The sequence below is a fragment of the Microbispora sp. CSR-4 genome (assembly GCF_008033685.1).
Classification (GTDB): Bacteria; Actinomycetota; Actinomycetes; order Streptosporangiales; family Streptosporangiaceae; genus Microbispora.
The window spans coordinates 1-18,268 of the sequence record NZ_VJVX01000087.1; the positions used below are offsets into that span (position 1 = coordinate 1).

The following is an 18,268-nucleotide window of genomic DNA, read 5'->3' on the forward strand; positions in this document are numbered from 1 at the left end:
TGCGGACAGGACTCTCGACAAGCCCAATCCTCCCAGCTCAAAGGCACTTTTCTCATGTAAACGATCAAGCCCGCTCAAATTCGTCGCGAAAGCCCGAGGTTAGGCGAGGTGCTAGCTCTCCACGAGCCTGAGGACTCCGTAGTCGTAGCCGCGGCGTCGGTAGACGACGCTCGGCTGACCCCCTTCCTTGTCGCGGAAGAGGTAGAAGTCGTGTCCGACGAGCTCCATTTCCAGGAGCGCCTGATCGATCGTCATGGGGTCGGCCTTGTGGAACTTCTCGCGTACGATCAGCGGTCCTTCGCCGTCCATCTCGATGGGCACGATGGGCTCGGAACTCCGGGCCCGCCCACCGGCGGTCTCGGCCGGGATCTCGGCGACCGGCTCCGGCTCCTCCCGGACGCTCGTGACCACCTCCTGCGCGTTCTCGGTCACCGCGGTGAACTCTGCCATCGAGGGAGGGCAGTTCTTCCCGTGATGGATCTTGCGGCGATCGGCGAGCCGCCTCAGCCGTTCCTCCAGTTTGCCGATGGCGATGTCCAGCGCCGAGAACCGGTCGTCCGCGCAGGCCTCCGCGCGGATCGCTGGGCCCCGCGAGTGGATGGTCAGCTCCACCCGTTCACGCTGCCCGCTCTGCCGGTGGTTGGGTTCCTTCGAGACCTCTACGTCGACCTGGATGAGCTTGTTGTTGAGCTTCTGGATCCTGGCCAGCTTGGACGTCACTTGATCGCGGAACCGGTCACCCACAGTGGTGTGCCGTCCCTTGACGATGATTTCCACGCAAAGCCCCCCTTCGCACATCGACGGTGGTGCACGCGCTCTTGGACACCCGTCCGGCCGACCTGGTCTTCGTCCCCACATCCGCCTGCTGAGGGGTTCGCAGCTCACTCGCCACTACTGCCCTTCTCCTCTTACGGGGGACATCTGGACCCCCGGGAGGGCAGGACTTACCTCTAAGCCGCACCGTGATCGGTCGACCAAGAGTCGCCTTACGTGGGCCGTTTCGCCTGCGGCTGGCATCGGCTAACCAGGCCGAACCCCGCGAGGGAGTCGGCCCGGCGCAACCACGGACCCGAACGGGTGCCATGTCTGAACGCTAGTCGCTACCGCCTCGGATGTCAGCCAGGAGATCCGCTAAACGATCACTTTGCGTGATCCCGGTTGCCATCTCACCGCCGGAAAATTCGTGGTCATATTCTGGGAATCCCCGCAACCGGAGCATCCACACCTGTGTTGAGCAGGCAAGTCGCCCCGGAGTCGGCAGGCGCTCACGTCCCGGCGACACGCCGCGCTCTTACCCAAGGTTTTACGGTCTGTGATATTCGCCAACCCGGCATCTCCGGCGTGTCGCCGCGATGGTCACCGCCGCGGACGGCTCCGCTCCGGCGGCGCGCAGCGCCCTGGCCGCCTCCGCCAGCGTCGTCCCCGTCGTGACGATGTCGTCCACCAGGACCACGTCGGCGGCCTCCAGACAGCCGTCAGACGGCCGTGGGCGCGCCGCCGCGCCCGGCACGACCTCGAACGCTCCCGACAGGTTGACGGCCCGCTCCACCGATCCCAGCCCCGCCTGGTCGGCCACGCGCCTGCTCTGCCGCAGCAGGGGCGCTAGAGCTGCGGGCCTGCCGCGCCGGCACAACTGACGGGCCGCCGCAGCGGCGACGGCGCGGACGGGGTCGTGCCCACGGCGGCGGGAGGCGGCCCGTGCGCTCGGAACGGGCACCAGCCACACCCCGCGAAACACTCCCCTGCCTGCCGCCCAGGCGGTCACACAGGCGCTCACGGAGGCCGCCAGGACCGGCACCAGCGCCGTACGGCCGCGTTCCTTGCAGGCGAGGATCATCCGGCGGGCCGCGCCGTCGTAGGCGGTGGCCGACCAGCAGTCGGGCAGGCCGGGAGGCGGCGGGTCCGGCGGCCGGGGGGCCGGCTCCCGCAGCAGCTCGGCCCGGCAGGAGCAGCAGGCGAGGGCGCCCGGCGCGCCGCATCCGGCGCAGCGCGGCGGGAGGATCAGATCGAGCAGGGCGGACGGCACGCCCTCAGCTTGCCGTCCGCCACCGACAGTTCCCCGGCTCGTCACTCCACGCCGGCTCAGCCGAGGGGATAGACGGGGTCGGTGGCGCCCTTGTCGGCGCGCGGGGTCCAGGCGTGCTTGTCCACGCTGTAGGTGAGCACCTGGCCCTCGTCGGCCGCCGCGAGCACGTGGTCAGGCACGGCCGCGATCGACTTGATCTTCGAGTCGAGCTTGATGGGGCCGTCGTTGGGGACCACACCCTCCATCACCGACCAGGTGGCCAGCTCCTGGCCGCTGCTGCCCTCGGACAGCACGAGCAGGTCGGCGGCGTCCTGCCAGGCGATGTCCTTGATCTTGCGGGCGTCGCGCGGCTCGATCAGCGTACGTACGGACTCGATCCGCGTCTGCTGGCCGTTGCGGACGATCGTGCCGATCTTCACGGAGGTGCCGAGGCCGTCGTCGACGATCGCCGCGACCCGGGCGCCGTCGCGGGAGACCCGCAGTTCGAGGATCCGTCCGTACGACAGCTCGTCGTCGACGTCCACGCGGTGGGCCCGGCCGTTCTCCGCCGTCCAGACCTGGCTCTCGTGCGGGTTCACCCTCTCGGCCGACCAGACGGCGCCGTAGCGGTCCCAGGAGGGCGGGCTCATGTCGCCGCCCGCGATCCACCGTTGCCACTGGCTGCCCGGGGTCATCGGGGCGACGTAGACGCCGTCGCCGTTGAGCAGGGCGGCCACCTGGGCCGGGAACGCGTTGGGGTTGGAGACGGCGGGCTGGGAGAACTTCCCGGTCTGCTCGCCGGCCGCGCCCGGCACCGGGGTGCCGTCGCCCTTCTCCTTGAACTGCAGCAGCCTGCCGCCCTGCATGTAGTAGGCCTGCAGGGAGCCGGTCAGCACGTTCGGGTCATAGCGGGCGTAGTCGGCGGGCCGGAACCGCCTCCCCGACTCGCCGTTCACGCGGATCTCGACGGTGCGGCCGGTGACCAGCTCGCCGAGCGTCCATACGAGCTGCGCCTTGAGCGCGTCGAGGCGGTCGGCGGGCACCGACTCCAGCTCGGAGGAGAAGTCGAGCACGACCGTGTCGCCCTCGACGGTGATCCGGTTGAGCTCCGTGCCCGGCGGGAACGCGCTGCTCACCGCGTTCCTGATGGAGGAGGTCGGCCCGGCGAGCAGGCGGCGGACCAGGGTCTCGGGCACTCCCCTGCTGGGCTCGATCGGCACCCACACCCTGTCGGCCACGAGACCGACCTCACCGGTGGCCGGCGGGTAGTACAGGTCCACCCTCCGGTACGCGCGCTGCAGGTCGTCGTACGACAGCAGGCGGCCGTCGGAGAGCACGTCGATCCGCCACTCGCCGTCCTGCTTGACCAGCGTGAACGGCTCGCCGATGGTGCCGGCGGCCGGGGTCGACCTGCCCTCGGGGTCGATGGTGGCGACCGCCGTGCCCTTCAGCGTCACCGTCGTCCGCATGGCCTTCTGGAGGTCCAGCGTGTGGTCCGACTCGATCTTGCCCTCGTAGATGCGGGTCTGCCGCCAGGGGTTCCAGCGCTTGACCGCGCCGGGGGTGAGGTACTCCCTGGCGATGGTGAGGCCGGGATCGTCGAAGGCGGCCATGGCGGCCTGGAAGCCCCTCACGATGTCCTCGGGCGGGGCGCCCTTCTTGGGCGGGGTCGCGATGAGCCGCACGTACGGCTGGCTGAGCGTGTCCTTGCCGTGGTCCTCCTGGGCGACGCGGGGGCTGCCGCTCGTGGGCACGGTGGCGCACCCCGCCCCGCCCGAGACCAGGACGAGCGCCGTCCCCACGGCCGCGGTCAGGCGGCGGACGCCGAGCCGCTCAGTCCGCCGCATCGAATGCCCCCGCGTCCACGTTCTCCCGCACCCTCGGCGCCGTCTCCGCGGGCGCGGGGGTCAGGACCGGCGTGGCGTGACCGCGCCACGTGCGCCGCATCTCGACCTCCGGGGGCACGAGCGGCAGCGGCGAGCCGCGCAGCGGGGTTCCCGCCACGCGCGGCAGCGACAGGCGGAACTGGCTGCCCTCCCCCGGCGCGCCCCACGCCTGGAGCCAGCCGCCGTGCAGCATGGCGTCCTCCCGCGAGATCGCCAGGCCGAGGCCGGTGCCGCCGATGGTCCGGGCGCGCGAGGGGTCGGCCCGCCAGAAGCGGTCGAACACCATCGTCTCCTCGCCCGGCTTGAGGCCGACCCCGTGGTCGCGTACGGCCACGGCCACCGCGTCGCGGTCGGCGCCGAGCGTGACGACGATGTCCTTGCCCTCGCCGTGCTCGATGGCGTTGAAGAGCAGGTTGCGCAGGATGCGCTCGACCCTGCGGCTGTCCACCTCGGCCATGCACGGCTCGTTGGGCAGGCGCAGCTCGAAGCGGGTGGCCTGCCGCTCGGCGAGCGCCTCGGAGTCGCCCACGGCGCGCAGGACCACGTCGCGCATGTCGACGGGGTCGAGGTCGAGGGTGGCCGCCCCGGCGTCGTAGCGGCTGATCTCCAGCAGGTCGGCGAGCATCGACTCGAAGCGTTCGAGCTGGTTCTGCATGAGCTCGGCGGCCCGCGCGGAGGCGGGGTCGAAGTCCTCGCGCCCTTCGTAGAGCAGGTCGGCGGCCATGCGGACCGTCGTCAGCGGCGTGCGCAGCTCGTGGGAGACGTCGGAGACGAACTGCCGCTGCACCTGGGAGAGCTCCTCCAGCTGGTGGATCTTCACGGCGAGGTTGGACGCCATCTCGTTGAACGAGGTCGCCAGCCGGGCGAGGTCGTCCTCCCCGCGCACCTTGAGCCGCTCCTCCAGCCGGCCTGCGGCGAGCCGTTCCGCCGCCTGGCGCGCGAGCCGTACGGGGGTGACCACCTGGCGGGTGACCAGCGAGGCGACGCCGGCCAGCAGCAGCACGAGCGCGGCTCCCGCGCCGAAGACCATCTGCTGCACCGTGAGCAGCGTCTTCTCCTCGTCGCCGAGCGGGAAGACGTGGTAGATCTCATAGGTCCCGTTCACCCGGCCGCCCACCAGCCAGGCGCTCTCGGGCTGCTTCGCGCCGATGTACCGGATCTTCACGGTCTGGGCCAGGAGCGTCTGCTCGTCGCTGTTCTGGACCTTCACCCGCATGGAGGCCGGGATGCTCGTCCAGTCGATCTGCCCGGACGCCCGGCCCTCGCCGACCGACGCGTCGTTGAAGATGACGACGTCGTAGCGGCCTCCGGAGCGGTCGGTCAGCGCCTTGGCCGCCGCGTCGACGGGGTTCAGCGTCTGCCCCTGGTCGGTGGCGTCCTGCGTGATGTCGGTCGAGTCCGCGGGCTGGGTGAGGTAGCCGCTCGCGGTCGCGATGTTCGCCCGCGACTCCTCGACCGCGGACACCTCGGTGCTGGTCAGCACCGAGGCGACGATCGACTGCATCAGGAAGACGCCGAGGACGACCACCACGGCCATCGACAGCACGAGCGTGCTGGTGACGACGCGGAGCTGGAGCGAACGCCGCCAGACGTGCCGCAGCCTGCCCGCGAGGCGGCGCGCGCGTCTGCGGACCCCGCGGGCGATCTGGCCCGGGGTCCGGCGACGGCGTTTCCTCGCAGGGACCGGCATGACGCTGACGTGCAGCTTACGCCGGGCCGGCCTTGTAGCCCACACCCCGGACCGTGACGACGATCTCGGGGTGCTCCGGGTCCTTCTCGATCTTCGCGCGCAGGCGCTGGACGTGCACGTTCACCAGACGAGTATCGGCGGCGTGCCGGTAGCCCCAGACCTGCTCCAGCAGCACCTCGCGGGTGAAGACCTGACGGGGCTTGCGGGCCAGCGCTACCAGCAGGTCGAACTCCAGCGGCGTGAGGTTGATGGTCTCCTCGGCGCGCTTGACCGAGTGACCGGCCACGTCGATCGTGATGTCGCCGATCTGCAGGATCTCGGGCGTGGGCTCGTCGGTGCGGCGCAGGCGGGCGCGCACGCGGGCCACGAGCTCCTTCGGCTTGAACGGCTTGACGATGTAGTCGTCCGCGCCGGACTCCAGCCCGAGCACCACGTCGATGGTGTCGCTCTTGGCCGTCAGCATCACGATCGGAACGCCGGACTCGGCGCGGATGCGGCGGCAGACGTCGATGCCGTCGGCACCGGGAAGCATCAGGTCGAGCAGGACGAGGTCCGGCCGGGTGTCCCTGAAGGCGTCGAGCGCCTTGTCGCCATCGGACACGAACGACGGCTCAAAGCCCTCCCCGCGCAAGACGATGCCGAGCATCTCGGCGAGAGCGGCGTCGTCGTCGACGACCAGCACGCGTCCTTTCATGGCCCCTCATTCGTACGCGTATGGGAGATTTGGGCGTTTGTCACAGTTTCCCCCGCAGGCTACCGTGGCCACCGCTTTGGTGTTACACGACCACGACAGTGGATGGAGTTTAGGCGCAGCGGACGAAGCGCGCGATGATCTGACCAGATGCGGTCACACCGGCGGGAATCCCGTGGTGCGGTCACGTTCCAAGTGTGCGCCCGCACCCCCCGTTTCGGCCATCCCCCACAGCCCTCCCGTACGACCGCTGCGGCGCGCGCGTACATCATGCCAGGATTGGGACATGACAGACGGCCCCGGCTCCACCCCCGAGCTGCCCTCCGGCTGGGCGGCCGAGCAACCTCCCCCGTACGGCGGGGCCGCCGGAGCGTCCGGGCCTTCCTGGGCCTCTCCCGGCGCCGGCACGCCGCAAGGCGCACCATATCCTTCTGCGCCCGATCCCGCTGCGCCCTATCCCTCCGCACCCAATCCCCCTGCGCCGTCCGCGCCGTACGCAGGGCAGTACGGGTACGGATACCGGGCGCCGGACGCGCCGCGGCCGGGCATCATCCCGCTGCGCCCGTTGACGCTCGGCGACATCCTCGACGGCACGATCAAGCTGATCCGGTCGAACCCCAAGGCCACGCTGGGCCTGTCGGCGATCGTGGCGGCGGTGACCGGAATCCCTGCCGCGATCGGGCAGGCCATCTCCTTCGGCTCGCTGAGCGATTTCATGGCCGACCCGTACGCCGACGGCATGGACGTGCCGGTCGCCGGGCTGGCCGCGCAGTACATCGGCTCGATCCTCACCTATGTGATGACGTTCGTGGGCACCACCATCCTCACGGGCGTCCTCACCCGGGTGCTCGGCCGCGCGGTGTTCGGCGGGCGCATCACGGTGGGCGAGGCGTGGCGGCTGGCGCGGGCTCGGGTGCCCGCGTTGTTCGGGCTGGTGCTGCTGCAGGGGCTCATCCTCCTGCTGCCGCTGCTGGCGGTCGTCGCGGTGCTCGTCGGCCTCGCGGCGACCGACGCGTTCGACGGCATGGGGAGCGGCGCCGCCGGAATCGGGGTCCTCCTCGGCCTGCTGTTCATCCTGGCCTACATCCCTTATCTCCTGTTCTTCTACACGCGTCTGTCGCTGGCGGCCCCCGCCGTCGTGCTGGAGGGCCGCGGGGTCACCGACGCCATGAGCCGGTCGTGGCGGCTGGTCAAGGGCGACAGCTGGCGGGTGCTCGGCATCCTGCTGCTCACCGCCATACTCGCGGCCATCATCAGCGGCGTGCTGGCGATCCCGTTCACGCTCGGCGGCTCGCTCATCGGGATGCTGAACGGCGACAGCGCGGGCGGCACCGTGATCGCGGCGCTCCTCCTGGCGGTCGGCCAGGTCGTCGCCTCCATGATCACCTATCCCTTCCAGGCGGGTGTGGCAGGGCTGCTGTACGCCGACCGGCGGATGCGGGCCGAGGCGTTCGACCTCGTGCTGCAGACGGCGGCGGCGCAGAACCAGTCGCAGGGCTGGGTCCACGCCGGGGTCGACGACCTGTGGCACCCGAGTTACGCCGCCGGGACCGCGCCGGGCTCCGGGCCCTATCACGGGGCTCCGCCATACGGGCAGTCCGGGCCGTACGGGCCATACGGCCCGCAGGCGTGACGGCCGTGCGGGCGGCGGCGCTGCTCGCCTCGCCGATCGACATCGGCCGCGAGCAGGCCGCCCGGGAGGCCGCGCGCGAGCTGTCCGGTGCGGGCTACCAGCACGAGCCGCTTTTCGACCGGCTGCAACGGGAGATCTCCCAGTTCCTCGGCGACCTCATGAGCGGCGGCGGCACGGGCGTGGGCGGCGTGACGTCGCTCGTCGTGATCGCCGTCGTCCTCGCCGTCCTGGCCGTGCTGCTCCTGTGGGCCCTGCGCCGCTTTTCGCGCGACCCGCGTACGGAGAGCGGCGCGGTGTTCGGGCAGCGTGAGCGGACGGCCGCCGAGCATCGCGCCGAGGCCGAGCGCCTGGCGGCCGAAGGGAGCTGGGCCGGGGCCATCCAGGAGCGGCTGCGCGCCATCGCCCGCGAACTGGAGGAACGCGCGATCGTCGGCCCGATGCCGGGCCGCACCGCCGTCGAGCTGGCCGAGGTCGCCGGGCAGGCGCTGCCGCCCCACGCGGCGGACCTGCGCGCGGCGGCACGATTGTTCGACGACGTGACCTACGGCGGGCTGGGCGGCACCCGGGAGGGCTACCTCTCGCTCACCGCCCTGGACGAGCGCCTGCGGTCGGCCCGGGCGAGCGTGGACGCATGACCGTCGGGATCGCCGGGACCGCCAGGACGCCGGGACGTGTGCGGCAGGCGGCCTGGGCCGCGGCGCTGGTGCTGCTCGTGCTGATCACGGCGGTGCTACCGCTGCTGCTCACCGGGACGCAGTCCGGCGGCCGCACCCTCGATCCCTCCGACACCTCGCTGGACGGCAGCGCCGCGCTCGCCCGGCTGCTCCAGACGCACGGGGTCGAGGTGGTCCGGGTGGAGACCCCCGGCGCGGCCGTGTCCGCCGCCGGGCCGTCCGCCCTGCTGCTCGTCACCGAGGCGAGCTTCCTGGACCGCGGCGACGCCGGCCGCCTCGCCGCGGCTTTCGGCGACCGGCTCGTCGTCGGCTCCGTGCCGTACCTCGACGTGCTCGCCCCCGGCGTACAGAGAGAGGGCCCCGTACGCGCCCGGTCGCGGGCCCCGGAGTGCACGCTGCCGGAGGCGGTGCGGGCCGGAGACGCCTACACCGGTGGCATGTCCTTCACCGGGCCGCGCGGGTCCACCGGCTGCTACCCCGCCGGCGACGGGCACGCCCTGGTCCGCTACACCGCGGAAGAGCACACCGTGACCGTGCTGGGCGACGCGTCGTTCATGACCAACCTGCGCCTCGCGGAGGACGGCAACGCGGCGCTCGCGCTGAACCTCGCCGGGGCGCGGCCGAGACTCGTCTGGCTCGCCGCGCCCGACGACTCCGACGAGGCGGGCGGCGGAGGGACCGGCGGGGAGGCCCGCTCGCTCGGCGACCTCATCCCCGGCGGGGTGAAGTGGGCGGTCCTCCAGCTCGTCGTGGCGGTGGCCCTGGCCGCCCTGTGGCGCGGACGCAGGCTCGGGCCCGTCGTGGCCGAGCGCCTGCCCGTGGTCGTGCGGGCCGCGGAGACCGTCGAAGGGCGCGGACGCCTCTATCGGTCCCGCCGGGCCAGGGACCGGGCGGCCCTCGCGTTGCGGGCCGCCGCGGCCGACCGGCTCGCCCCCCGCCTCGGGCTGCGCCGCACCGCGACCCCGGATGAGGTCGCCCTCGCCGCCGCCGCGCGCACCGGCCGCGACCCCGAGCCGGTGCTGACGCTGCTGTGCGGCCCGCCGCCCGGAAACGACACCGCGCTGGTGGCCCTCGCCGCTCACCTGGACACACTCGAAAGGCAGGTACGAGACTCGTGACCACACCTGAATCGGACGCGGACGCCGCCCGCGAGGCGCTCGCGGCGCTGCGGGCGGAGGTGGCCAAGGCGGTCGTGGGCCAGGACCCCGTCGTCACCGGCCTGGTCATCGCGCTGCTGTGCCGGGGTCACGTGCTGCTCGAAGGCGTGCCCGGCGTGGCCAAGACCCTGCTCGTACGCACGCTGTCGGCCACGCTCGCCCTGGACTTCAAGCGGGTGCAGTTCACCCCCGACCTGATGCCGGGCGACGTCACGGGATCGCTGGTCTACGACGCCAGGACGGCCGAGTTCGAGTTCCGCGAGGGGCCGGTATTCACCAACCTGCTGCTCGCCGACGAGATCAACCGCACGCCGCCGAAGACCCAGGCCGCCCTGCTGGAGGCCATGGAGGAGCGGCAGGTCAGCGTCGAGGGCGCGGCCCGCGCGCTGCCGGATCCCTTCATCGTCGTGGCGACCCAGAACCCCGTCGAGTACGAGGGCACCTACCAGCTCCCCGAGGCGCAGCTCGACCGGTTCCAGCTCAAGCTGACCGTGCCGCTGCCGGCACGCGAGCAGGAGATCGCCGTCCTCGAACGGCACGCGCTCGGCTTCGACCCGCGCGACCTGACGGAGATCAAGGCGGTGGCGTCCGCCGCCGACCTCGCGGCAGGGCGCCGGGCGGTCGCGCAGGTGCACGCGAGCCCCGAGGTGCTCGGCTACATCGTGGACGTCGCCCGCGCCACCCGGCAGTCGCCCTCGCTCCAGCTCGGCGTCTCGCCGCGCGGGGCGACCGCGCTGCTCGCCGCCGCGCGGGCGTGGGCATGGCTGTCGGGCCGGTCGTACGTGACGCCCGACGACGTGAAGGCCCTGGCGCGGCCCGCCCTGCGCCACCGTGTGGGGCTGCGCCCGGAGGCCGAACTGGAGGGCGCAACCCCCGACGGCATCCTGGAGGGCATCCTGGCCGCCGTCCCCGTGCCCCGGTGAGGGCCGCGTGGCGCTGACCGGACGCACGGGACTGCTCGCCGCCCTCGCCGCGATCGTCGTGCTCCTCGCCCCCGAGCCCGGCCTGGTCGTCCTGGCCGCCGCGCTCGTGCTCGCCGTGCTCGTGACGGCCGACCTGCTGCTCGCGGGCGCCGTACGCGGGCTCCGCTTCCAGCGCGACGGCGAACGAAGGGTGCGCCTGGGACAGTCGGCGACCATCGGCCTGGTCGTGGACAACCCGGGTGGGCGGCGCGTGCGGGGCGTGCTGCGCGACGCCTGGCAGCCCTCGGCCGGGGCCGAGCCCCGGCGGGTGCCGCTCGACGTGCCGGCCCGTGAGCGGCGGCGCCTGGTCACGACGCTGACGCCCACCCGCAGGGGCGACCGGGAGGCCGTGGCCGTGACGGTCCGCTCGGTCGGGCCGCTGGGCCTGGCCGCGCGGCAGCGGACGTTCCACGTGCCGTGGACCGTCCGGGTGCTGCCGCCGTTCCTCAGCCGCAGGCATCTGCCGGCGCGGCTGGCCCGGCTGCGCGAGCTCGACGGACGGCACCCCGCGCTGGTGCGCGGCCAGGGCACCGAGTTCGACTCGCTGCGTGAATACGTGGTGGGCGACGACGTCCGTTCCATCGACTGGCGGGCGAGCGCCCGGCGCAGCGATGTCGTCGTACGCACCTGGCGGCCCGAGCGCGACCGCCGGGTGCTGATCGTGCTCGACACGGGCCGCACCTCGGCGGGCCGGGTCGGGGAGGCGCCGCTGCCCGGCTCCGGGCCGTCCGGGTGGCCTCGCCTGGACTGGTCGATGGACGCCGCGCTGCTGCTGGCCTCGCTCGCGGCGCGGGCCGGCGACCGCGTCGACTTCCTCGCCTACGACCGTGCCGTACGGGCCCAGGTGTCCGGTGTGTCGCGCACGGAGCTGCTGTCGTCGCTGGTTAACGCGATGGCGCCGATCGAGGCGGAGCTGGTCGAGGCCGACGCCGCGGGGATGGTGGCGGCCGTGCTGTCCAGGGCCAGGCGGCGCTGCCTGGTGGTGCTGCTGACCGACCTGAACGCCACCGCCATGGAGGAGGGCCTGCTGCCCGTGCTGCCCAGCCTGTCGTCCCGGCACATGGTCGTGGTGGCCTCGGTCGCCGACCCGCGCGTCGCCGGCATGGCGGCCGGGCGCGGCACCGCGGAGGCCGTCTACGACGCCGCGGCGGCCGAGCGGCTGCGCGGCGAACGGCGTGGGATCACCGCGGTGCTGCGCCGCCACGGCGTGGAGGTCGTGGACGCCCTGCCCGAGGACGTCGCCCCGGCGCTCGCGGACGCGTACCTGGCGCTGAAGGCCGCCGGCCGGCTCTGAGTCCTCTTAGGCGGTCGGTACTTAGGCGGTTGGCGCGAGATCGGGGGCGTGTTCGATGTCGCCCGTCTCGTTCGCGCGTTCCGCCCGGCGGCCGAAGACGACCACGTACGCGATGAACAGCGCCTCCGCGAGCGCCCCGATGGAGATGCGCGCCCAGGTCGGCAGCCCCGACGGGGTGACCCCCGCCTCGATGAGCCCGGAGACGAGCAGCACCACGACCAGGCCGAGCGCGACGCTCATCACGGCCCTGCCCTGCTCGGCCAGCGCCTCCGCGCGCCGCCTCGGGCCGGGGTCGACGGCGGTCCAGCCCAGCCGCAGCCCGGCGGCGGCCGCCAGGAAGACCGCGGTCAGCTCCAGCATGCCGTGCGGCAGGATCAGGCCCCAGAACACGTCCGCCTTGCCGTGCGCGTGCATCAGGCCGCCGAGGAGTCCCACGTTGGCCGCGTTCTGGAACAGGATGTAGGGAATGGGCAGGCCGAGCAGGATCGCCGAGACCACGACCTGCATGGACAGCCAGGCGTTGTTCAGCCACACGTGGCCGGCGAACGACACCGCCGGATTCTCCGAGTAGTAGTCGGCGAAATCGTGCTCGACGATCTGCCGGATCTCCTCCGGCGTGCCGATGAGGCTCTGCACCGTGGGATCGCGCGCCACCCACACACCCACGACGTACGCGACCGCGAGCGAGGCCACCGTGACGCCGATCCACCACCGGCGCGCCCGATAGGCCACCACGGGGAAGGACACCGTGAAGAACCGGGCGACCTCCCGCCAGGCCGGGCTGTGCGCGCCCGTGACGGCCGAGCGCGCCCTCGCCACCAGCGACGACAGACGTCCCACGAGAAGGGCGTCGGACGACCCCGACCGCACGATGGACAGGTGGGTCGCCGCCCGCTGGTAGAGCTCGACCAGCTCGTCGACCTCCGCGCCGCGCAGCCTGCGCTGTCGCCGTACGAGGTCGTCCAGCCGGTCCCAGGACGGCTTGCTCGCGGCGACGAAGGCATCGATGTCCACGGATCGGACCCTATCGACGCGACGCAGTAGGGTGCGCAGTGTGTCCGAAGTCGTGACCGGCGAGGCGGTCGTCGTAGAGGTTCGCGTCGCCCAGCTCCCCAGCCGCGCCCTGGCCTTCCTCATCGACTGGGCCGTCCAGTGGGCCGTGCTGATCCTGACCGTCGTGCTGGTCACACAGGCGTCCCTGGTGACCGACGACTCGCTGGCCACCGGCCTGTTCATCCTGTTCCTCGTGCTGGTCACGGTGGGCTATCCGGTCGCGTTCGAGACGATCAGCAGGGGCCGCTCGCTGGGCAAGCTCGCCCTCGGCCTGCGCGTGGTGAGCGACGACGGCGGGCCGGAACGCTTCCGGCAGGCGTTGTTCCGCGGGCTCGCCGGGTTCCTGGAGTTCTGGACGTTCGCCGGCGCTCCCGCGCTCATCACGTCGCTCCTCAACCAGCGCGGCAAGCGCCTGGGGGACGTGTTCGCGGGGACGACCGTCATCGGGGAGCGCACGCCGCAGCAGGCCCCGCCGCCGGAGATGCCTCCGGCGCTCGCGTCGTGGGCCGCGACGCTGGAGTTGTCCGGGTTGTCCGACGACCTGGCCAACACGGCCCGGCAGTACCTGTCCCGCTGGAACCAGCTCACCCCTCAGATGCGGGACGAGATGGGGATGCGCGTGGCCGCGCAGGTCAGCGCGCGGGTGGCGCCGCCGCCCCCGCCCGGCGTTCCGCCGTACGCCTATCTGGCCGCCGTACTGGCCGAACGCAGACGCCGCGAGGAGATGCGGCTCGCCCGGGCCCGTTCCACGCCCCCACCGTACGGTCCCCAGGGGTACGGCGCTTATGGACACGGCGCTTATGGACCTTATGGGCAGGGCGCTCATGGGCAGGGCGGGCCGGCGCCGGCGCCGCCGACGGCGGCCGAACCGCCGCGCGGAGACGCTCCGCCGACATCGGGGGGATTTGTTCCGCCCGTTTAGGTGTAGAGCCCGATATGCGGGGCACCTGTGGTCATTGCAGGTCATGGGGCATACCTGCAGTGGGGTTGAGGCGGGCATCGCCGGTGCGTTGAGGGAGAGGCCGCACCGGAGATGCCCGCCTCCTTCCATACCTCTAGTGCCTGCCGGGCTCGCGGTACGAGCCCTGACTCTGCACGTTGAGGATGTCCATCTTCACGCTCTTGGCCTGGTTCGTACGCGGGTCGTTGATCCGCAGGACGTCGAATCCCTGGTTGAACTCGCTGCCGTAGATGTAGCCGTTGTAGTAGTAGGCCGACCAATAGCCGGCGCTCAGCGGCTCCGACCACGGGCCGCGCTCGAAGTAGCCGATCTCCTGCGGGTGCGCCGAGTCGGTGAAGTCCCAGATCGAGACGCCGCCCTGATACCAGGCCTGCACCATGATGTCGCGGCCCTTGACCGGGATCAGCGAGCCGTTGTGCGCGACGCAGTTCTCGGTGTCGTCCTGGTAGCGGCTGATCTTGAAGTAGCTCCGGAAGGTGAGTTTGTTGCCGGGGGCGATGTCATAGATGGCGTCCGCGCCACGGTTCGGGCCGATGGCCTCGTTGCAGGTGGCCGCGCCACCACCGCCGAGCTCGTCGGTGAAGACCACCTTGGTGCCTTCGTTGTTGAACGTCGCCGAGTGCCAGAAGGCGAAGTTCTCGTCGTCGCGTACGACGTCGAGGACCTTCGGGCGCTCGGGGTCGCGGATGTCCAGCAGGATGCCGTCGCCCATGCAGGCGCCCGCCGCCAGGCCCTTTTCCGGGTACGCGGTGATGTCGTGGCAGCCCGTCGTCGCGGACGTGCCGTTGGGGTAGGGCTGCCCGTCACCCGGGTTGCCGCCGTCCGGGAACAGCACCGGCGTCGCCACCACAGACGCGGCGGTGGGGTTGTTGAGCGGGACCTTGATGATGGAGATCAGGTCGTGCGGCGGCTGGCAGTCGGGGAAGGACGCCGACGGGCTGTAGGAGGAGACGTAGATGTAGACGTTCTTGCCGCTCTTGTCCGGCACGAGGGTGTGGGTGTGGGAGCCGCAGTTCGTCTCCACCGACTTGATGTACTTCGGGTTCGACTTGTCCCTGACGTCGAAGATGCGGACGCCCTCCCATGACTCCTTGACCGACGCCGACTGGGACGTGCTGGCGCACGAGTCGTCATTGCGGGAGGAGTCGACCGACCCGAACAGCAGGTCGCCGTACACGGACATGTCCATCTGGGAGCCGGGGCAGACCACCGAGCTCTTCACCACCGGCCTCTTCGGGTTCCTGATGTCGAAGATCATGAATCCGCCATAGTTGCCGACGTAGGCGTAGTCGCCCTGGAAGGCGATGTCGGTGTTGATGGTGCCGGCCAGGGCGGTGGGGGTCGGCACGTTCGCGACGTGGGTGACGTTCGCGCTCATCGCGATCTCGCCCGGAGCCAGCACGTCAGCGGCCTGTACGGGATTGGCGGACAGAGCCAGGACGACCGCCGCGCCCGTGACGGCAAGCGCACGACCGCTGCGGCGTAAGGTGAACAACTTGCTGTCCTCCTCCTATAAAGGGGGCATAAATAGACTGATCGTCACTTCTGACTTGATTGCTTCGCTAGCTGTCAACCTGTCAATAAAACTGGCACATGTCGCCCTTTGTCGTCCCGAACCTGCCGGGTTAGCGTCGTGATCTCGGTACGCTCCGCGGCAGGGAGGGCAGGGGTGCGAAGCGCGCAGGACAGCAGGAAGCGCTCTGCGCGGGACCGCACGTGGGACAGCGGCGGGCGCTTTACGCGGGGCGGCAGAGCGCGCTTGGCGCTGGACACCGGGGACCGCTTTGCGCGGGGCGGCACAGCGTGCTTCGCCCGGGAGAGTAGGACGCGGCTCGCGCGGAAAGGTAAGGCGCGGCTTGGGCGCGTCCTGGTGGCCGGTGTCGCGCTCCTCTTCAGCGCCTGCCTTCTCACCGCCTGCGCGGAGGACGTACGGGAGAGTGCTCCCGTCTCGACCGCGCCCGTGATCGCGCCCGGCCGGCCCGGCGAGGAGGCCAGGACCCTCAGCCCTGCCGAGGCCGCCACCGCGGTCCCCTCCCCCACCGTCAACGCGGCCGACGTGCGGTACGTCCAGAACATGATCGTCCACCACCGGCAGGCGCTGGACATGGCGGCCCTGGCTCCCTCGCACGCCTCCTCCGCCAAGCTGAAGGCGCTCGCGGCCCGCATCCATGACGTACAGGAGCCGGAGATCCGTGTCATGACGTCCTGGCTCGACCGGGAACACCTCCCCCGGCCCGACCATCACGCCGATCATGAAGGCATGCCGGGCATGGCCACCTCGGAGCAGATGAAGGCGCTCAGGGCGGCCTCCGGCGCCACGTTCGACAGCCTCTTCCTCCAGATGATGGTCGCCCATCACGAAGGCGCGATCGCGATGGCCACCACGGCGCTCACCGAGGGCTCACACCTCACCGTCGAACAGTGGGCCACGGACGTGATCGCCGAACAGACCGCCGAGATCCGGCGGATGCGTGAAATGCAGGGCACCCGACCTTCCCCCACCCCCGCCCTGCACCGCGCCTGACCTGCACCCCGCCCGACCGCACGGTGCCCGAGCTAAACCGCGCCTGACCTGCACTGCACCCGACCGCACGGCGCCCAACCGCACGGCGCCCGAGCTGCACCGCGCTCCACCTGCCCGCGCTCCACCTCACTGATCGCATTACCTCTCCGGTAATCGCCGTGCCGCGTGCAGGTGCACAAGAGTCGTGGCATGAGCACTGACACCCATGACGTCGTGGAAGAGCTGCTGCGCCGGATGGCGGAGGGCGATCACGACCGTACGGCGGCGCTGTTCGCCGAGCCCGTCGACTGGCTGCTCTCCTGGCCCGCCGAGGGGCATCCTGCTGTTCCCTGGATCCAGCCGCGCTCCAGCCGGGCCGAGGTGGCGGACCACTTCCGGTCTCTGGAGGCCCACCATGTGCCTGAACTCAACGGCACGTCGGTGACGCGAATCCTGGTCGACGGGACGCACGCCGTCGTCCTCGGAGAGATCGTGCAGACGGTCCGAGCCGGGGGCACCGCCTACACCTCGCCTTTCGCGCTGCATCTGACCGTGGAAGACGGACTCATCACCCGCTATCACATTTTCGAAGACAGCCTTACTATTGCGCGCGCCCTCAGCACCCAAGTCAGCCCATAAGAGGCCTTTCTGGGACCCCAGGCGCCTTTTCTGGAACCCCAGGAAGTCGTCCAGCGAACTTGCCTCCCACTTTTCTCGCATGACACAATTAATACACGCTTTCGAAATGACGAGTGGAGGTGCGATGGATCCGTTCGATATCGATCCTGAGCGCCTTCACCGTTCGAATGGTCCTGAAGACGGTGAGTGGTGGGACCGGCTGATCGCCAATTCGCCGCTGTGGTCGTCCGACGGGTCGTCCGCCCGCGATCCCTTCCCGATCATCAACTTCGAGCCCCGGCAGCACGCCGACACACCCGTTGTCGAGAGCACGGACGCCCCAGGGACGGACGTCCCAGGCACGCATACCGACAGCGCAGATAGCGACGGCGCGAACGCCTCGCCTGGGGCTGCCGACGGCGCGGACGCTGCTGGCACAAACGGCACTGGCGCGAATGGCACTGGCGCGGGCGGCTCTGGCTCGGGTGCGGGTGCTTCCGAGGGTGTGGGTGGGCGTGGTCAGGGCCGTGGTCGTGGTCGGGGTGGTGTGCGGTCGTCGTGGGTGGTGGTGGGGTCGGTTCGTGAGGTGGCCCAAGAGCTGGCGCTGACGCCGCTTCCCGATGACGTGGATGTGTGCCTGGCCGAGGCGGAGGAGTTGCTGTTCGCCCGCGACCGGATCACCAGCGCCCTGGCCGACCGGGTGGGGCGGGTCCACCGAGCAGGTCAGGCCAAGCAGCACGGCCATGCCTCCACCCGCTGCTGGCTACGCACCAGCGGGGGGATGACCGTTGGCGGAGCTGGCCGCCTGCTCACCCTCGGCGCGGAACTACCCCGCCTCCCCGTCGTGCGGGAGAAGTTCGCCACAGGGGAGTTGGCGGCCGGGGTGGTGGAGGCCATCTGCGCCGCCGTCGCCGGACTGACGGACGAGCAGGCCGGCCTGGCCGAGCCGATCTTGGTGGACCTGGCCGGCAAGGCCGGGGCGGCAGAGGTCGCCAAGGCCGGCCGCCACCTGCGGGCGGTGCTCGACCCCGACGGGGAAGAGCGGGATGAGCGGGCCGATTACGGGCGGCGGTTCCTGCGGGTCCGCCCGGGCAAGGGCGGCGGCGTGGAAGGGGAGTTCTACCTGCCGCGTGAGGCCGGC

General features: G+C 71.4%; 16 protein-coding genes. 9 read left to right on the forward strand and 7 right to left on the reverse strand.

Annotated features, from left to right (window positions below; genetic code table 11):
- Positions 1-111: 111 nt before the first annotated feature.
- The 5 genes from raiA to mtrA all read right to left on the reverse strand — a co-directional run bounded on the left by raiA (position 112) and on the right by mtrA (position 6,275).
- Positions 112-777, reverse strand: coding sequence for a ribosome-associated translation inhibitor RaiA (gene raiA / locus FLV34_RS36910; protein ID WP_142648110.1), 666 nt, complete (start codon positions 775-777; stop codon positions 112-114).
- 526 nt (positions 778-1,303) lie between these two features.
- On the reverse strand, positions 1,304-2,026 hold the full coding sequence (locus FLV34_RS36915) for a ComF family protein (protein ID WP_142648109.1): 723 nt from the start codon (positions 2,024-2,026) through the stop codon (positions 1,304-1,306).
- A 56-nt stretch (positions 2,027-2,082) separates the two neighbouring features.
- Positions 2,083-3,852, reverse strand: a complete 1,770-nt coding sequence (locus FLV34_RS36920; RefSeq protein WP_142648108.1) for an LpqB family beta-propeller domain-containing protein — start codon at positions 3,850-3,852, stop codon at positions 2,083-2,085.
- Positions 3,839-5,581: an MtrAB system histidine kinase MtrB gene (gene mtrB / locus FLV34_RS36925; RefSeq protein WP_142648107.1), complete on the reverse strand. Its 1,743-nt coding sequence runs from the start codon at positions 5,579-5,581 to the stop codon at positions 3,839-3,841. Before mtrB ends, FLV34_RS36920 begins: the two co-directional genes overlap by 14 nt.
- A 16-nt stretch (positions 5,582-5,597) precedes the next feature.
- Positions 5,598-6,275, reverse strand: a complete 678-nt coding sequence (gene mtrA / locus FLV34_RS36930) for an MtrAB system response regulator MtrA (RefSeq protein WP_036327899.1) — start codon at positions 6,273-6,275, stop codon at positions 5,598-5,600.
- 283 nt (positions 6,276-6,558) lie between these two features.
- Between mtrA and FLV34_RS36935 the strand changes: the two genes are divergently transcribed.
- The 5 genes from FLV34_RS36935 to FLV34_RS36955 are packed head-to-tail and all read left to right on the forward strand — an operon-like array spanning position 6,559 to position 11,992.
- Positions 6,559-7,905 (forward strand): glycerophosphoryl diester phosphodiesterase membrane domain-containing protein, encoded by a 1,347-nt coding sequence (locus FLV34_RS36935; RefSeq protein WP_147945339.1) that lies wholly within the window; start codon positions 6,559-6,561, stop codon positions 7,903-7,905.
- Positions 7,902-8,540: a DUF4129 domain-containing protein gene (locus tag FLV34_RS36940; protein WP_260617283.1), complete on the forward strand. Its 639-nt coding sequence runs from the start codon at positions 7,902-7,904 to the stop codon at positions 8,538-8,540. Before FLV34_RS36935 ends, FLV34_RS36940 begins: the two co-directional genes overlap by 4 nt.
- Positions 8,537-9,697: a DUF4350 domain-containing protein gene (locus tag FLV34_RS36945; RefSeq protein ID WP_142648106.1), complete on the forward strand. Its 1,161-nt coding sequence runs from the start codon at positions 8,537-8,539 to the stop codon at positions 9,695-9,697. Before FLV34_RS36940 ends, FLV34_RS36945 begins: the two co-directional genes overlap by 4 nt.
- A complete protein-coding gene (locus FLV34_RS36950; RefSeq protein ID WP_142648105.1) occupies positions 9,694-10,659 on the forward strand; it encodes a MoxR family ATPase in 966 nt (321 codons plus the stop codon). The genes FLV34_RS36945 and FLV34_RS36950 overlap by 4 nt, the downstream gene beginning before the upstream one ends.
- Positions 10,660-10,666: 7 nt before the next feature.
- Positions 10,667-11,992: a DUF58 domain-containing protein gene (locus FLV34_RS36955; protein WP_147945340.1), complete on the forward strand. Its 1,326-nt coding sequence runs from the start codon at positions 10,667-10,669 to the stop codon at positions 11,990-11,992.
- Between the two features lie 21 nt (positions 11,993-12,013).
- Here FLV34_RS36955 and FLV34_RS36960 read toward each other — a convergent pair whose 3' ends face one another.
- Entirely contained in the window at positions 12,014-13,006 is a 993-nt protein-coding gene (locus tag FLV34_RS36960; protein WP_142648103.1) for a stage II sporulation protein M, read from the reverse strand.
- Positions 13,007-13,046: 40 nt separating this feature from the next.
- On the opposite strand from FLV34_RS36960, the gene FLV34_RS36965 reads away from it, so the two are divergent.
- Complete coding sequence (locus tag FLV34_RS36965; protein ID WP_261986040.1) at positions 13,047-13,967, forward strand: RDD family protein; 921 nt, start codon at positions 13,047-13,049, stop codon at positions 13,965-13,967.
- A 133-nt stretch (positions 13,968-14,100) separates the two neighbouring features.
- Here FLV34_RS36965 and FLV34_RS36970 read toward each other — a convergent pair whose 3' ends face one another.
- Positions 14,101-15,501, reverse strand: a complete 1,401-nt coding sequence (locus tag FLV34_RS36970) for an LVIVD repeat-containing protein (protein WP_261986041.1) — start codon at positions 15,499-15,501, stop codon at positions 14,101-14,103.
- A 375-nt stretch (positions 15,502-15,876) separates the two neighbouring features.
- Between FLV34_RS36970 and FLV34_RS36975 the strand changes: the two genes are divergently transcribed.
- The 3 genes from FLV34_RS36975 to FLV34_RS36985 form a co-directional block, all read left to right on the forward strand.
- Positions 15,877-16,530, forward strand: coding sequence for a DUF305 domain-containing protein (locus FLV34_RS36975; protein ID WP_261986042.1), 654 nt, complete (start codon positions 15,877-15,879; stop codon positions 16,528-16,530).
- A gap of 189 nt (positions 16,531-16,719) precedes the next feature.
- Complete coding sequence (locus FLV34_RS36980) at positions 16,720-17,148, forward strand: nuclear transport factor 2 family protein (protein ID WP_147945342.1); 429 nt, start codon at positions 16,720-16,722, stop codon at positions 17,146-17,148.
- A 565-nt stretch (positions 17,149-17,713) separates the two neighbouring features.
- On the forward strand, positions 17,714-18,268 hold a 555-nt coding region (locus FLV34_RS36985), incomplete at its 3' end, for a DUF222 domain-containing protein (RefSeq protein WP_187280830.1).

Bases quoted from the DNA above. Each gene is read 5' to 3' on its own strand.
- mtrA (WP_036327899.1), bottom strand. From the start codon at position 6,275: ATGAAAGGACGCGTGCTGGTCGTCGACGACGACGCCGCTCTCGCCGAG.
- FLV34_RS36945 (WP_142648106.1), top strand. From the start codon at position 8,537: ATGACCGTCGGGATCGCCGGGACCGCCAGGACGCCGGGACGTGTGCGG.
- FLV34_RS36920 (WP_142648108.1), bottom strand. From the start codon at position 3,852: ATGCGGCGGACTGAGCGGCTCGGCGTCCGCCGCCTGACCGCGGCCGTG.
- FLV34_RS36980 (WP_147945342.1), top strand. From the start codon at position 16,720: ATGAGCACTGACACCCATGACGTCGTGGAAGAGCTGCTGCGCCGGATG.
- FLV34_RS36935 (WP_147945339.1), top strand. From the start codon at position 6,559: ATGACAGACGGCCCCGGCTCCACCCCCGAGCTGCCCTCCGGCTGGGCG.
- mtrB (WP_142648107.1), bottom strand. From the start codon at position 5,581: ATGCCGGTCCCTGCGAGGAAACGCCGTCGCCGGACCCCGGGCCAGATC.